Below are 13616 nucleotides of genomic sequence, written 5' to 3' on the forward strand. Positions count from 1 at the left end.
CCCGGGGCCCCGACCGGCCGCCGAACCGCCCCGTACCAGGCGATACGCTGTCCGCCATGCCGTCGTCACCACACGTTCCCGACCCCGCCACCGCAAGCCCCGACCCGGCGGTCGAGCACGCCCGGCAGCTGACCGACACCGTCACCCGGCTGCGCCGCGCGCTGCGCAGCAGCATCCGCACCGACTACCCGTGGGAGTCCCTGCCGATGGCGCAGGTCGAACTCCTCCAGACACTGGCCGCCGCGCCACTGCGGGTCGGCGAGCTGGCCGCACGGCAGCGGCTCGCGCCCAACACCGTCAGCGGACTGGTCGGGAAGCTGCTCGACGCCGGCTTCGTGGACCGCCAGGCCGACCCCGGCGACCGCCGCACCGCCCGGATCGCCCTCACCCCGGCGGGCCGGCGCCAGCTGGACGACTGGCAGCACGCCCACGAACGCCGCATCGCCACCGCACTCGGCACCCTCGACCCGGCCGACCGCGCGGCGGTCGTCAACGCCCTGCCGGGCCTGGAACAGCTCGCCCGCGCCCTCGCACAGCCGGGCACCGGGCCCGAGCCGGCACCCGCCCAGGAGCCCGCGGCCGGGTGAAAACCACTGGCCGCCGCGTTCGCCCGCCGCTACCGTCCCCGGCATGACCAGCACAGCGGTACGGATCGAGCCCTGGACGGACGACGACCTCGCGCTGCTGCGCCGGGTCAACACGCCGGAGATGAAGAAGCACGTCGGCGGGCCGGAGAGCGCCGAGCAGCTGCTCGTACGGCACCGCCGCTACCTGGACTTCGTCCCGTCCGGGCTCGGCTGCATGTACCGGATCGTGCTGCTGCCCGAGGGCGAGGCCGTCGGGACGGTCGGCTACGGCACCCGGACGTGGGAGGGCCGGACCGTCCACGAGATGGGATGGAACGTGCTGCCCGGCTTCCAGGGGCGGGGCATCGCGGTCGCCGCGACCCGCGTGGCGGTCGAGGCCGCCCGCCGCGAGGCCGCCCACCCCCACCTGCACGCCTTCCCCTCGGTGGACAACCCCGCCTCCAACGCGGTCTGCGCGAAGGCCGGCTTCACACTGCTCGGCGAGACGGACTTCGAGTTCCCGCCCGGACGGCCCATGCGCAGCAACAACTGGCGGGTGGAACTGCGGAGTTGAGCGGTAGGCGGCGGGTGCTCGGACGTTCGCGGCGCCCCGGTGGTCAGAACAGGGTGCCGCTCTCCAGGTCCAGCAGCCAGCGCTTGCGGTCCACACCGGCGGCGAAGCCGGTGAGCGCGCCGCCGGCGCCGAGCACCCGGTGGCAGGGGCGGACGATCAGCAGCGGGTTGGCGCCCACCGCGCCGCCGACCGCCCGGACCATGCGCGGCTCCTGCCCGGCCAGCTCGGCGAGTTCGCCGTACGTGACGGTCTTGCCGTACGGGATCTCGTCCAGTGCCGCCCAGATCCTGCGGCGGAACTCGGTGCCCTCGGGCGCGAGCGGGAGGTCGAAGCCGGTGCGCTTGCCGGCGAAGTAGTCGGTCAGCTGGGCCACCGGCTCGGCGAGCGCCTCCGGGTCGAGGACCCAGTCGTCGGCGGGCTCGGCCAGGGCGTACTTCTGGCCGGGCACGGTGACCGTGGCCAGCGCGGCCGGTCCGCCCTCCTCGGGCAGCACGCCGCTGAGCAGCAGCCGGCCGAAGGGGCTCTCCATGGTGGTGTAGACGGTGGTGCTCATGCTCGTCCGTTCTCCGTTCCGGTACTGGTGTCAGTGGTGTCACTGGTGTTGCTGGTGCTGATGCCGGTGTTCGTGGGACTGGTACTCACGGAGCCGGTACTCATTGGGCCGGTACTCACGGGGCCGGTGCTCACGGGGCCGGCCCACAGCCGGTGGACGGCGTAGGAGCGCCACGGGGCCCAGGCCTCGGCGGCTCGGTCGGCGGACTTCGGGTCCCCCGCGGCGCCGAGCCGGAGCAGGCCGTGCTTGACGCCCACGTCGCTCGGGAGGAAGACGTCGGGGTCGGCCATCGCCCGCATCCGCAGGTAGCCGACCGTCCAGGGGCCGATGCCGGGCAGGTCCAGCAGGCCGGCCGCGGCCTCCTCCCGGTCGACCCCGCTGTCGAGCCGGACCACGCCCTCGGCCAGCGCGGCACACAGGCCGGTGAGCGCGCGGCGGCGGGCGACGGGCATCGCGAAGTCCTCCGGATCGGCGGTGGCCAGGGCGGCCGCGGTCGGGAAGAGCAGCCGCAGGCCGCCGCTGGGCTCGGGCAGCGCGGTGCCGTACTTCTCGGCGAGCCGTCCCGCCAGGGTACGGGCGGCGACGACGCTGATCTGCTGGCCGAGGACGGCGCGGACGGCGAGCTCGTGCGGGTCCACGTGGCCGGGCGAGCGCAGGCCGGGGCGCTCGCGGACCAGCGGGCCGAGCAGCGGGTCGGCGCCGAGCTGCTCGTCGACCGCGAGCGGGTCGGCGTCCAGGTCGAAGAGGTTGCGCAGGCGCTGGACGGCGGTCGGCAGGTCTCGCAGGTCGGCGAGCAGCAGCCGGCAGTCGAGCCAGCCGCGGGTGGGCGGCTCGCCCGGCGCCAGACCGTCGACCTCGGCGATGCCGTGGCCGTACGGGAGCGCGAGGGTACGACGGTAGACGCGCACACCGGGCCGCGCGCCGGGGACGACCTCCTCCACGCCGGGGACGGCGCGCAGGGCGAGGAAGTCGATCAGGTGCTCGCTGTCGAGCGCGCCGCGGTAGGCGAGGCGCAGGGTGAGGCCGCCGGCCGGGGTCGCGCTGCGGCGGCCGGCGGCGACCTCGGCGCGCAGACCACTGGGAGTGCGGTCGTAGACCTCGCGCACGGTGTCGTTGAACTGGCGGACGGAGGCGAAGCCGGCCGCGAACGCGACGTCGGTGACGGGCAGTTCGGTGGTCTGGAGGAGCAGGCGGGCGGTCTGCGCGCGGCGGGCGCGGGCCAGCGCGATCGGGCCGGCGCCGAGCTCGGCGATCAGCTGGCGCTGCAGCTGGCGGGCGCTGTAGCCGAGGCGGCCGGCCAGGCCGGCGACGCCCTCGCGGTCCACCACGCCGTCACCGATCAGGCGCATCGCGCGGCCGACCAGGTCGGCTCGGTGGTTCCACTCGGGCGAGCCCGGCACGGAGTCGGGGCGGCAGCGGCGGCAGGCGCGGAAGCCGGCCCCCTGGGCCGCTGCGGCGCTGGGGTAGAAGACGCAGTTGACGCGCTTGGGGGTCACGGCGGGGCAGCTCGGACGGCAGTAGATGCCGGTGGAGGTGACCGCCGTGAAGAAGACCCCGTCGAAGCGGGAGTCGCGGCTGTCCACGGCTCGGTACCGGATGTCGTCGTCGATCACGTTGTCCAGTTTGCGGCACTGGGCGGGGGGTGACTGGCGGGAATCGGACATCGCCGTTGATCGCTGCTTCGGGGGCCTCCCCTCCCCCTCCCCCCTCCCCGCCCACCCACCACCCACCACCCACCACCCGCCACACCGTGAGCCCACGCCCCTCGGCCCATGGCCGAGGGCCCATGGCCCATACCCCGCAGGCCCGCCGCACCGGCCCGAGGCCCCGAAATTCGCGAGCCCGCCGAGCGCCCCGCCGTTACTCTCACGGCATGAGTGACCAGCAGCCCTACACCGGCCCGGACGACCCGCGCGTCGTCGCCCTGCCTCCGGCAGAGTTCGCGTTCCCCGGCCCTCTGCGGGACCAGCTGGTCGCCGCGATCCTCGACGGTGCCAAGACCAGCACCACCGGCCTGATCGCCGACTACGAGCACGAGGGCGAGCCCCTGCCGCTGGCCGGTGAGCGCTCCGCCGTACTCGACTCGGACGGCCGCAGGGTCGCCGTGATCGAGACCACGGACGTCCGGGTGGTCCCGCTCGCGGAGGTCGACCTCCAGCACGCCCTGGACGAGGGCGAGGGGTGCACCAGCGTGGCCGAGTGGCGTGCGGTGCACGAGCGGTTCTGGCGCAGCCCGGAGATGCTCGACGCCCTCGATGACCCGGGTTTCACCGTGGACGACACCACTCCGGTGGTCCTGCAGCGCTTCCGCGTGGTGGCGGACCTCCGCTGAGCCGGGCGGGCCCGGCGGGGACCGGCCGGCGGCCGTTGCGCGGCGGCCGGCCGGTGCCCGGGCTCAGCGCTTCACCGGACCTCCCACGGCTCGCATCGACTTGGTGATCGTCTTCCACTTCTTCAGCCGCGCCTTGGCCACCCGGGCGTCCGTGCGCGAGGCGATCCAGTCGTTCTCGCGCTGGAGCTTGAGGTAGCTGTCCATGCGGCGCTGCGGCAGGGTGCCGTCGGCCAGTGCCGCCTGCACCGCGCAGCCGGGCTCGGTGTGGTGGCCGCAGTCCTGGAAGCGGCACTCCTCGGCCAGCTCGGCTATGTCGGCGAAGGCCAGGTCCACGCCCTCGCCTCCGTAGAGGCCGACCTCGCGCAGCCCGGGGGTGTCGATGAGCACGCCCCCGCCGGGCAGCGGGATCAGTTCTCGGGTGGTCGTGGTGTGGCGGCCCTTCTGGTCGACCTCGCGGGCCTCTTGGACGGTCATCACCGCGGAGCCGGCCAGCGCGTTGGTGAGCGTGGACTTGCCGACGCCGGACTGGCCGATCACCGCGGTGGTGCCGGGGGTGCAGGCGCGGAGCACGTCCATGCCCTCGCCGGTGTCGGCGCTCACCACGAGCACCGTGACTCCGGGGGCGACCGCCTCGACGTCGGACCGGATGAAGTCGGCGTCGTCGACGAGGTCGGCCTTGGTGAGGACGACCAGCGGGTCGGCGCCGGACTCCCAGGCCAGGGCGAGGAAGCGCTCGATCCGTCCGAGGTCGGGGTCGGTCGCGAGCGAGGAGGCGATCAGCACGGTGTCGACGTTGGCGGCCAGCACCTGGCCGTCGGAGCGCTTGCCGGCCACCTTGCGGATGATCGCGGTGGAGCGCGGCAGCAGCGCGGCGACGGAGGCCATGGGCCGGGCGTACAGGTCGACCGCCGCCCAGTCGCCCGTGCAGGGGCAGTTGATCATGTCGGCGTCGCCCACCGGCCGGGTGTCGAACCGGACGGTGCGCGGCTCGCCCGTCTCCGGGTCGGCGATGACGGCGTCGCACTGGCCGCGGTCGACCCGGACGATCCGGGCCGGGAGCAGCCCGGCCTCGCCGAACGGGGTGAACAGCTCCGCGAGCTCGGCCGTCCAGCCGTAGCCGGTCAGGGCGGAGGCGTCGGCGGAAGTCGAAGAGGAGGAAGAAGCAGAAGAGGGAGAAGAGAACGACGAAACGGAGGCAGCGTTGAACAACGCAGTGGCCCTTCGGGAGGAGATGATCCCGGCGGGCTACGGCTGGCGCGAAGGGCTCAGCCGGCGGCCGGGGAAAGGAGGTGAACGCGAGTGCTGCCCTGGGCAGCTATCGGGGCGACAACGACCACGGGGTTCACCTCCTGCTCTCTATTCCTCGGGCGGCCCAATGGCCCCCGAACCGGATGTGTCACACGCTAGCGGGGCGGGGGATTGTGGCCAACCTATTTTTGACCTGCGGAAACGCGAGGCAGCGGTCGCCAGAGCGGCCTCTGGGGACCAAAATTGGCCCGCCATAAGGGGTCAGATAGCGCCCCGCACCGCCGTCCGCCGCCACGCGCATCCGCCGCAGCTCGACCGCCCCCGCCGGGACCCGCGCTACGCCCCGTACCGGTGCTTGAGGTTCGGGTCGTCCAGCCACCACGGCCGCATCCCGGTCTCCTCCTCCTCCGGCCCTCCCACCGCCCGCGCCCGCGCGGCGGCCGCCGCGAAGCGGGCGTCCAGCTCGGCGTCCACCGCCTCGGTCTCCTCCCGCCCCTGCACCACCATCCGCCGCACCAGCGCGGCCAGGAACGGCAGCCCGACCAGGTCCCCCAGCACCCAGAACGCGTTGCCGCCCCAGGACTGGTCCTGCGCCGGGCTCGGGCCCCACGGCCGCCCGAGCGCCAGGTAGTAGTGCTCGGCGACCAGGTGCCCGCCGTAGATCAGCACGATCCCGAGCCCCGCGTCGAAGATCACCTCGGCGAAGGTGATGAACAGCCCGACCAGGTGGGGGTACTCATGCCCGACCGGGTCGAGCTGCAGGCGCGGCCAGAAGTAGGCGAGGCCCAGCAGCACCAGTACCAGGTGCAGCACCACGTTCCCGATCCCGCTGGACACCGACCACTCGTACCAGGGCGTGAAGTAGAGCAGCCACGGCGGCGCCATCAGCAGCGCGGTGGAGACCGCCGGGAACATCAGCACCTTGGACGGGCGGCTGCGCAGCGCCCGCAGGACGCGTTCCCGCCGGGCCGCCGGCGCCGTCTCGACCAGCAGGGAGACCGGTGCGCCGAGCGCGAGCAGCAGCGGAACGACCATCAGCAGCAGCACGACCTGCACGGCCCGGTCGGTGAAGAGGATCCGGTCGTACACGCCGAGGCCGGAGCAGGTGCACCAGACCCACAGCAGCAGCCCGCCGAGGAACGCGGCGGTACGGGCGGGCTGCCAGCGCCCGCCGCCCTGCCCGGCCGCGCGCCGCCCGCCGCCGGACCCCGCTGCCGCCCGGTCCCCCACCGCACGTTCACCCACCGCGCGTTCACCCACCGCCCGGTTGACCCTGCGCACCGCCGCCAGGTACCAGACAGCGAGCAGCACCGACAGCACGAGCACCAGCGGCTCGGCCGTCCAGGAGGTCGCCAGGTCGGACCACCGCCACGGCGGCGGACCGCTGTAGGCGAGCACCGAGGCGGGACCACCGGTCGGCCCGCCCACCGGCCCGACCATCGGGCCGCCCACCGACCCAACCGCCGGCCCGACCGCCGCGCCGCCCACCACTGCGTTCATCCGCCCGCTCACCTCGCTCGTCCCGGCGGTCCCCGGCCGGTCGGGCACCCCGCCGCCGGGGCTCCCCCGGCGCCCGGCCATGATGTCCCCGCGCGACGGCCCCGCCGCACCCGGGGCCCGCCTCTATACCCGGGCCTGAACAAAGCTTTACCGAGCCCCAACAAAGCTTTGCCCGGGCAAAGTTCTGCCCTGTTCCCGCTCCCTCCGGCAACCGCGGCGAAGACACAAACGTCTGGCAGGATGCGCCGTCGGCGAGACCCGCCACGTGCTCGACAAGGGGATGACAAGAGGTGCGAACCACTGCACGCGGCGACGGCCGCCGACTCGCGGCGCGCCACCGCAACATCGAACTGGGCCTGCTGGCCCTCGCGGTGGCCGTCTGCCTGGCGGGACACGTCGACGCGAACCTGGCGCTCACCGGCCGGATGCCGCCGGGGCTGCTGGTGCACGGCCTGTCGCTGGGCGCGCTGGCCGGAGCGGCCCACCTGGCGGTGCGCCGGTTCGCCCCGTTCGCCGATCCGCTGATCCTGCCGCTGGGCGTCTTCCTGACCGGCTTCGGGCTGGTGCTGCTGGACCGGCTGGACTTCAGCTACAAGGCCGCGCACGCCGCCAAGGGCGACTACCAGAAGCTCCCGGCCGCGCCCTCCCAGCTGATGTGGGTGTTCATCTCGGTGGCGGTGGCGCTCGCGCTGATCGTCCTCGTCAAGCACCACCGCTTCTTCCAGCGCTACGTCTACCTGCTGATGGCGGGTGCGCTGATCCTGCTGGCGGCGCCGGTGTTCTCCCCCGGCGACAGCTTCGGCGCCAAGCGCTGGATCCGGCTGTTCGGGCTCTCCTTCGAGCCGGACGAGTTCGTGAAGGTCGCGATCACGATCTTCTTCGCGGGGTACCTGATGGCCGCCCGGGACGCGCTGGCGCTGGCCGGGCGGAAGGTCTGGGGGCTGACCCTGCCGCGCGGACGGCACGCCGGCCCGGTGCTGGCGATCTGGGTGGTCAGCCTGCTGGTGCTGATCTTCGAGCGCGACCTGGGCACCTCGCTGATCTTCTTCGGCATCTTCATCGTGATGCTGTACGTGGCGACCGAACGCACCAGCTGGGTGGTGCTCGGCCTGCTGATGGCGGTCGGCGGCGCTGCGGTGGTCGGCACCGTGGAACCGCACGTGCACGGCCGCGTCGAGGCCTGGCTGCACCCGCTCGACTACTACAAGCCGGTGCACGACAAGGCGATCTCCGAGCAGCCCGCCGAGGCGCTGTTCAGCCTGGGCACCGGGGGCATGACCGGGACCGGCCTGGGCTCGGGACGGCCCTGGCTGATCGGCTTCGCCGGGCGCAGCGACTTCATCTTCACCACCATCGGCGAGGAGCTGGGCCTGGCCGGGGCGACCGCGATCCTGCTGGTCTACGTGCTGCTGATCCAGCGCGGTCTGCGCACCGCGATCGGCCTGACCGACCCGTTCGGCAAGCTGCTGGCCACCGGTCTGTCGGCGGCGCTGGCGCTCCAGGTGTTCGTGGTGGTCGGCGGGGTGAGCGGGCTGGTCCCGCTGACCGGCAAGGCCCTGCCGTTCCTGGCCGCCGGCGGTTCGTCGCTGCTGGCGAACTGGCTGATGGTGGCGCTGCTGATCAAGCTGAGCGACTCCTCCGGACGTACCGCCCTGGACCCGCCCCGGCCCTCCCCCGAGCCGCTCCCGGCCCCGGCCCCGGCCCCCACAAACCCGAACCGGACGCACCCGGACCCGACGCACCAGAACCCGTCGGCCCCGGACCCGTCGGCCCCGTCCCCCACTGCCCCCGGCACGGCCGACCCCTCCGCCGTGACCGAGCTGCGCCCCGCCCACGGCCACCCGCCGCACCGGGCCGCCACCTGACCCCTCGTCCGCCGCCCCCGCCAGCCCCACCCGCCCCACGCCCGCCCGTCCGCCAGAGCGACAGGGCCTCCCCCGCACCCGCGGGAGAGGCCCTGTCCGTTCCTGCCGTTTCGTTCCGCCTACCGCTGGTCCCACGGCGGCCGGGGCGGTCGCGGCGGGTACCCCGGCTGCTGCTGCCCGGGCGGCCCCTGCGGCGGCCCCGAACCGGGCCCGGACACAGGCCCGGATGCAGGCCCCGACACGGGCCCGGAAGCAGGTCCGGAAGCAGGTCCCGGCTGCTGCCCCGACTGCGGCCCCGGCGGAGTTCCCGGCCCGCCCCCCTGCGTCGGCCCGGCCGGCCGGTCGCTGTCCGGCGGCGGCGGTCCGGGCCGGTGGTGCGGCCCGCCGCGGGCGGTGAGCCGGCCGCGCACGTTGTCGGCGGCCAGCACGTCGGCCCACCGCTCCGGGTACTCGGAGGGCACCTCGACGTCCTCGCCCTCGTCCTCGCCCCACTCCTCCTCGACGCCCTCGGCGAGCCCGAGCTCGCGGGCCCGCCGGGCCCGTTCGACGGCCCGCCGGGCGGCGACCTCGCGGACCACGGCGGCGGCCGCCTCCTCGTGGGCGCGCTCGTTCTCGGCGCGCGCGTCGGCGGTCTCCAGGGTGGGCCAGCGGCGGTCTATCGCGGCGTTCATCGCGGCGCCGATGAGCACCGCGAGCGCCACCACGAAGATCCACAGCAGCACGGCCACCGGCGCCGCCAGCGAGCCGTACACCGAGGGGCCCTCGACCGAGCTGACCAGGTAGACCCGCAGGCCGACGCTGCAGAAGACCAGCACCACCAGGGCGACCAGGGCGCCGGGGATGTCCTCGCGCCACGGGGTCGAGACCGGGACGGCCAGGTGGTAGAGGGTGGTCAGCGAGACGGTCAGCAGCACGATCGCGACCGGCCAGTAGAGGGCGCCGACCAGCCCGGACACCCCGGGCACCGCGTTCTCCAGCAGCCCCGGACCGACCATCAGCAGCGGCAGCACCAGCGAGCCGATCACCAGGGCGCCGAAGTAGAGGCTGAGCGACATCAGCCGGGTCTTGACGATGCCCCGCTTTCCGTCGAGCCCGTACATGACGGTGATGGTGTCGATGAAGATGTACAGGGCCCTGGAGCCGGACCACAGGGACAGCAGGAAGCCGATCGAGACGAGGTCGGGCCGGGTGCGGTCGAACACCCCGTCCAGCAGCGGGACCACGACCTCGTTGACGGAGGAGTCCGACAGCACCGTCCCGGAGGCCGAGAGGATGCTCTTCTTGAGCCCGGCGATGGTGCCCGCGCCGACGAACTCGTCGAGGTAGCCGAGGGTGCCGGCCAGCCCGAGCAGCAGCGGCGGGATCGACAGCAGGGTGAAGAAGGCCGCCTCCGCGGCGAGCCCGGTGACCCGGTACTCGACGCAGGTGTTGGTGGTGTCCCTGACCAGCTCCCACGCCGTGCGGCGCCAGGTGGCCTGTTTCGCCGCCCGCCGCGCGCCCTTGCCCCTTCGCCGGGAGGGCCGCTCGGCGTTCGGTCTGCTCGTATCGCCTGCTGCTTGCACAGGGCCCACCGTATCGGGCCGGGGCCGCGCGGTTGATCTCCCCGGGGGTACGGGCGCGTGGCCGGGCGCCCCGGCGGGGAGCGGCGGGAACGTCCGGATGTCTCGCCTGACGAAACCTCAGCGTCCAGCATCCGGATGTTAGTGGACCGCGAGTCCCGCGCCGTGCGAATCTCTTGCCATGTCTAGCGCCGGAACCACCCTGGTAGGTCGACTCCACGTCGACCTCCTTCGCGTGTCCAGCGCCATCTGTCCGGTGACCTGAGCCCGACTCCGCCGCACCACCGCACCCGGCGCCGACCTCCCCCGCCATCCCCGTCGCAGCGGATGCGCAGGCGCCCGCCCGGTCCCGGTCACTGCCCTCAAGGCCTTGAGAAATCCGCAGGTCAGAGCGGCACCGCACGGCCGAGCACGCCCCGCGACCTATTCGGCGCCAGCGCCACCTGCCCCGAAGGACTTCACCATGGCCACCTCCTCCGAGACCGTCGAGCCCACGGCCGACCTCGCCGCCGAGCGCCGCCCCGCAGCGGCCCGCAAGGCGACCCGCCACCGCGGCGAGGGCCAGTGGGGCATGGGCCACTACACCCCTCTGAACGCCAACGAGCAGTTCAAGAAGGACGACGACGGTCTCAATGTGCGGACACGTATCGAGACGATCTACGCGCACCGGGGCTTCGACTCGATCGACCCGGCCGACCTGCGCGGCCGGATGCGCTGGTGGGGGCTCTACACCCAGCGCAAGGAGGGCATCGACGGCGGCAAGACCGCGATCCTGGACCCGCACGAGCTGGACGCCGAGTTCTTCATGCTCCGCGTGCGCATCGACGGCGGCCGACTGACCGTCCCCCAGCTGCGGGCGATCGCCGAGGTCTCCGAGCAGTACGCCCGCGGCACCGCCGACCTGACCGACCGCCAGAACATCCAGTACCACTGGATCCGGATCGAGGACGTCCCGGCGATCTGGCAGAAGCTGGAGGCCGTCGGCCTGTCCACCACCGAGGCCTGCGGCGACACCCCGCGCGTCATCCTCGGTTCCCCGGTGGCCGGCATCGCCGAGGACGAGATCATCGACGGCACGCCCGCCATCGAGGAGATCCAGCGCCGCTTCATCGGCAACCCGGACTTCTCCAACCTCCCGCGCAAGTTCAAGAGCGCGGTCTCCGGATCCCCGCTGCTCGACGTCGCGCACGAGATCAACGACGTCTCCTTCGTCGGCGTGGTCCACCCCGAGCACGGCCCCGGCTTCGACCTCTGGGTCGGCGGCGGCCTGTCCACCAACCCCAAGCTGGGTGTGCGGCTGGGCGCGTGGGTCCCGCTGGAGGAGGTCGCCGACGTCTACGGCGGCGTCATCGGCATCTTCCGCGACTACGGCTACCGGCGCCTGCGCAACCGCGCCCGGCTGAAGTTCCTGGTCGCCGACTGGGGCGTGGAGAAGTTCCGCCGGGTGCTGGAGGACGAGTACCTCGAGCGCCCGCTGCTCGACGGCCCCGCCCCGGCCGAGCCCGCCGCCCGCTGGCGCGACCACGTCGGCGTCCACCGGCAGCAGGACGGGAAGTTCTACATCGGCTTCGCGCCGCGCGTCGGCCGGGTCGACGGCAAGCTGCTCGGCCGGATCGCCGACCTCGCCGCCGCCCACGGCAGCGACCGGGTGCGCACCACCGCCGAGCAGAAGATGATCGTCCTCGACATCGCCGAGGAGCACGTCGACTCCGTGGTGGCCGGCCTGGAGGCGCTCGACCTTCGGGTCACCCCCTCGCCGTTCCGCCGCGGCACCATGGCCTGCACCGGCATCGAGTACTGCAAGCTCGCCATCGTCGAGACCAAGGAGCGCGGCCGCACCCTCATCGACGAGCTGGAGCAGCGCCTGCCGGACTTCGCCGAGCCGCTGACCATCAACATCAACGGCTGCCCGAACGCCTGCGCCCGCATCCAGGTCGCCGACATCGGACTCAAGGGCCAGCTGGTCACCGACGAGCACGGCGAGCAGGTCGAGGGCTACCAGGTGCACCTCGGCGGCGCGCTCGGCCTGGAGGCCGGCTTCGGCCGCAAGGTCCGCGGCCTCAAGGTCACCAGCGCGGGCCTGCCCGACTACGTCGAGCGCGTGCTGACCCGCTACCAGGCCGACCGCACCGAGGGCGAGCGCTTCGCCCAGTGGGCGGCCCGGGCGACCGAGGACCAGCTGTCGTGAGCGAGCGAGCGGCCCCTTTCTTCTGCCCCTACTGCGGGGACGAGGACCTGCGCCCCTCCGAGGCCGGGCACGGTGCCTGGGAGTGCCACGGATGCCGCCGCGCCTTCCAGCTGAAGTTCCTCGGCCTGCTGTCACCGACCAACCACGGGGGTACGTCACATGAGCAGCACAACGACTGACTACGCGTCGTTGGCGGAGAGAGCAGGCCGTGAGTTGGAGGAGGCCTCCGCGCAGGAGGTCCTCGCCTGGGCGGCCGAGACCTTCGGCGGGCGGTTCTGCGTGACCTCCTCGATGGAGGACGCGGTGGTGGCCCATCTGGCGTCCTCGGTGTTCCCGGGGGTGGACGTGGTGTTCCTGGACACCGGCTACCACTTCCCGGAGACCATCGGGACGCGGGACGCGGTGGCCGCGACCATGCCGGTCAACGTCATCACGCTCACCCCGCTGCGGACGGTGGCCGAGCAGGACGCCGAGCACGGGCCGCGGTTGCACGACCGCGACCCGGACCTGTGCTGCTCGCTGCGCAAGGTCGAGCCGCTCAACCGGGGCCTGGCCGGCTACGACGCCTGGGCGACCGGGCTGCGCCGCGACGAGTCCCCGACCCGGGCGAACACCCCGGTGGTGTCCTGGGACCCGAAACGCCGCAAGGTCAAGATCGCGCCGATCGCCCGCTGGACCCAGCAGGACGTGGACGCCTACGTCGCCGCCCACGGCGTGCTGCTCAACCCGCTGCTGTGGGAGGGCTACACCTCGGTCGGCTGCTCCCCCCTGTCCTGCACCCGCAAGCCCGCCGAGGGCGAGGACGCCCGGGCCGGCCGCTGGTCCGGCTCCGGCAAGACCGAGTGCGGCATCCACCTCTGACCATCCGTCCATTCTCGTGTAAGGAAAGAACCGTGACAGCTGACACTCTGGCCGCCGACGGAGCCGTAGAGGCGGCCCGCGCGGCCGCCCCCTGCGAGCGCGGCGCCACCGTGTGGCTGACCGGGCTGCCGAGCGCGGGCAAGACCACGCTGGCCTTCGCCCTGGCCGAGCGCCTGCGCGCCGAGGGCCACAAGGTCGAGGTCCTCGACGGCGACGAGATCCGCGAGTTCCTCTCCAAGGGCCTCGGCTTCACCCGCGAGGACCGCCACACCAACGTCACCCGCATCGGCTACGTCGCCGAGAAACTCGCCGCCAACGGCGTCAAGGTCCTCGCCCCGGTCATCGCCCCCTTCGCCGACTCCCGCGCCGC

The 13616-nt window shown here is 73.5% G+C and carries 14 protein-coding genes; 9 read left to right on the forward strand and 5 right to left on the reverse strand.

The window, feature by feature from the left end:
- The first annotated feature begins 56 nt into the window (after positions 1-56).
- Positions 57-587: a MarR family winged helix-turn-helix transcriptional regulator gene (locus ACFVGO_RS02150; RefSeq protein ID WP_359908043.1), complete on the forward strand. Its 531-nt coding sequence runs from the start codon at positions 57-59 to the stop codon at positions 585-587.
- A 43-nt stretch (positions 588-630) separates the two neighbouring features.
- Positions 631-1140, forward strand: a complete 510-nt coding sequence (locus tag ACFVGO_RS02155) for a GNAT family N-acetyltransferase (RefSeq protein ID WP_380630638.1) — start codon at positions 631-633, stop codon at positions 1138-1140.
- Positions 1141-1183: 43 nt separating this feature from the next.
- Here ACFVGO_RS02155 and ACFVGO_RS02160 read toward each other — a convergent pair whose 3' ends face one another.
- A complete protein-coding gene (locus ACFVGO_RS02160) occupies positions 1184-1693 on the reverse strand; it encodes a methylated-DNA--[protein]-cysteine S-methyltransferase (protein ID WP_359908049.1) in 510 nt (169 codons plus the stop codon).
- Positions 1690-3357 (reverse strand): DNA-3-methyladenine glycosylase 2 family protein, encoded by a 1668-nt coding sequence (locus ACFVGO_RS02165; protein ID WP_380630639.1) that lies wholly within the window; start codon positions 3355-3357, stop codon positions 1690-1692. Before ACFVGO_RS02165 ends, ACFVGO_RS02160 begins: the two co-directional genes overlap by 4 nt.
- Before the next feature lie 209 nt (positions 3358-3566).
- On the opposite strand from ACFVGO_RS02165, the gene ACFVGO_RS02170 reads away from it, so the two are divergent.
- On the forward strand, positions 3567-4025 hold the full coding sequence (locus ACFVGO_RS02170) for an ASCH domain-containing protein (RefSeq protein WP_359908055.1): 459 nt from the start codon (positions 3567-3569) through the stop codon (positions 4023-4025).
- A 63-nt stretch (positions 4026-4088) separates the two neighbouring features.
- Here ACFVGO_RS02170 and rsgA read toward each other — a convergent pair whose 3' ends face one another.
- The gene (gene rsgA, locus ACFVGO_RS02175) at positions 4089-5234 is read right to left on the reverse strand and encodes a ribosome small subunit-dependent GTPase A (RefSeq protein ID WP_359908058.1); all 1146 of its coding nucleotides are present in this window, start codon (positions 5232-5234) and stop codon (positions 4089-4091) included.
- 375 nt (positions 5235-5609) lie between these two features.
- Positions 5610-6773 (reverse strand): cytochrome c oxidase assembly protein, encoded by a 1164-nt coding sequence (locus ACFVGO_RS02180; protein WP_380630640.1) that lies wholly within the window; start codon positions 6771-6773, stop codon positions 5610-5612.
- A gap of 290 nt (positions 6774-7063) precedes the next feature.
- Between ACFVGO_RS02180 and ACFVGO_RS02185 the strand changes: the two genes are divergently transcribed.
- On the forward strand, positions 7064-8638 hold the full coding sequence (locus ACFVGO_RS02185; protein ID WP_380630641.1) for an FtsW/RodA/SpoVE family cell cycle protein: 1575 nt from the start codon (positions 7064-7066) through the stop codon (positions 8636-8638).
- A 119-nt stretch (positions 8639-8757) separates the two neighbouring features.
- Here the strand turns inward: ACFVGO_RS02185 and ACFVGO_RS02190 are convergent, their stop codons facing one another.
- A complete protein-coding gene (locus tag ACFVGO_RS02190) occupies positions 8758-10200 on the reverse strand; it encodes a YihY/virulence factor BrkB family protein (RefSeq protein ID WP_380358338.1) in 1443 nt (480 codons plus the stop codon).
- Between the two features lie 178 nt (positions 10201-10378).
- Here ACFVGO_RS02190 and ACFVGO_RS02195 point away from each other — a divergent pair, with 178 nt between their 5' ends.
- The 5 genes from ACFVGO_RS02195 to ACFVGO_RS02215 form a co-directional block, all read left to right on the forward strand.
- Positions 10379-10462, forward strand: a complete 84-nt coding sequence (locus ACFVGO_RS02195) for a putative leader peptide (RefSeq protein ID WP_318264789.1) — start codon at positions 10379-10381, stop codon at positions 10460-10462.
- 198 nt (positions 10463-10660) lie between these two features.
- Positions 10661-12385, forward strand: coding sequence for a nitrite/sulfite reductase (locus tag ACFVGO_RS02200; protein WP_380358341.1), 1725 nt, complete (start codon positions 10661-10663; stop codon positions 12383-12385).
- The gene (locus tag ACFVGO_RS02205; RefSeq protein ID WP_359908072.1) at positions 12382-12564 is read left to right on the forward strand and encodes a hypothetical protein; all 183 of its coding nucleotides are present in this window, start codon (positions 12382-12384) and stop codon (positions 12562-12564) included. The genes ACFVGO_RS02200 and ACFVGO_RS02205 overlap by 4 nt, the downstream gene beginning before the upstream one ends.
- A complete protein-coding gene (locus tag ACFVGO_RS02210; RefSeq protein ID WP_380630643.1) occupies positions 12545-13246 on the forward strand; it encodes a phosphoadenylyl-sulfate reductase in 702 nt (233 codons plus the stop codon). The genes ACFVGO_RS02205 and ACFVGO_RS02210 overlap by 20 nt, the downstream gene beginning before the upstream one ends.
- A gap of 47 nt (positions 13247-13293) precedes the next feature.
- On the forward strand, positions 13294-13616 hold a 323-nt coding region (locus ACFVGO_RS02215; protein WP_380630651.1), incomplete at its 3' end, for an adenylyl-sulfate kinase.

Origin of the sequence: Kitasatospora sp. NPDC057738 (genome assembly GCF_042798815.1) — a bacterium.
Lineage (GTDB): Bacteria > Actinomycetota > Actinomycetes > Streptomycetales > Streptomycetaceae > Kitasatospora > Kitasatospora lactacystinica.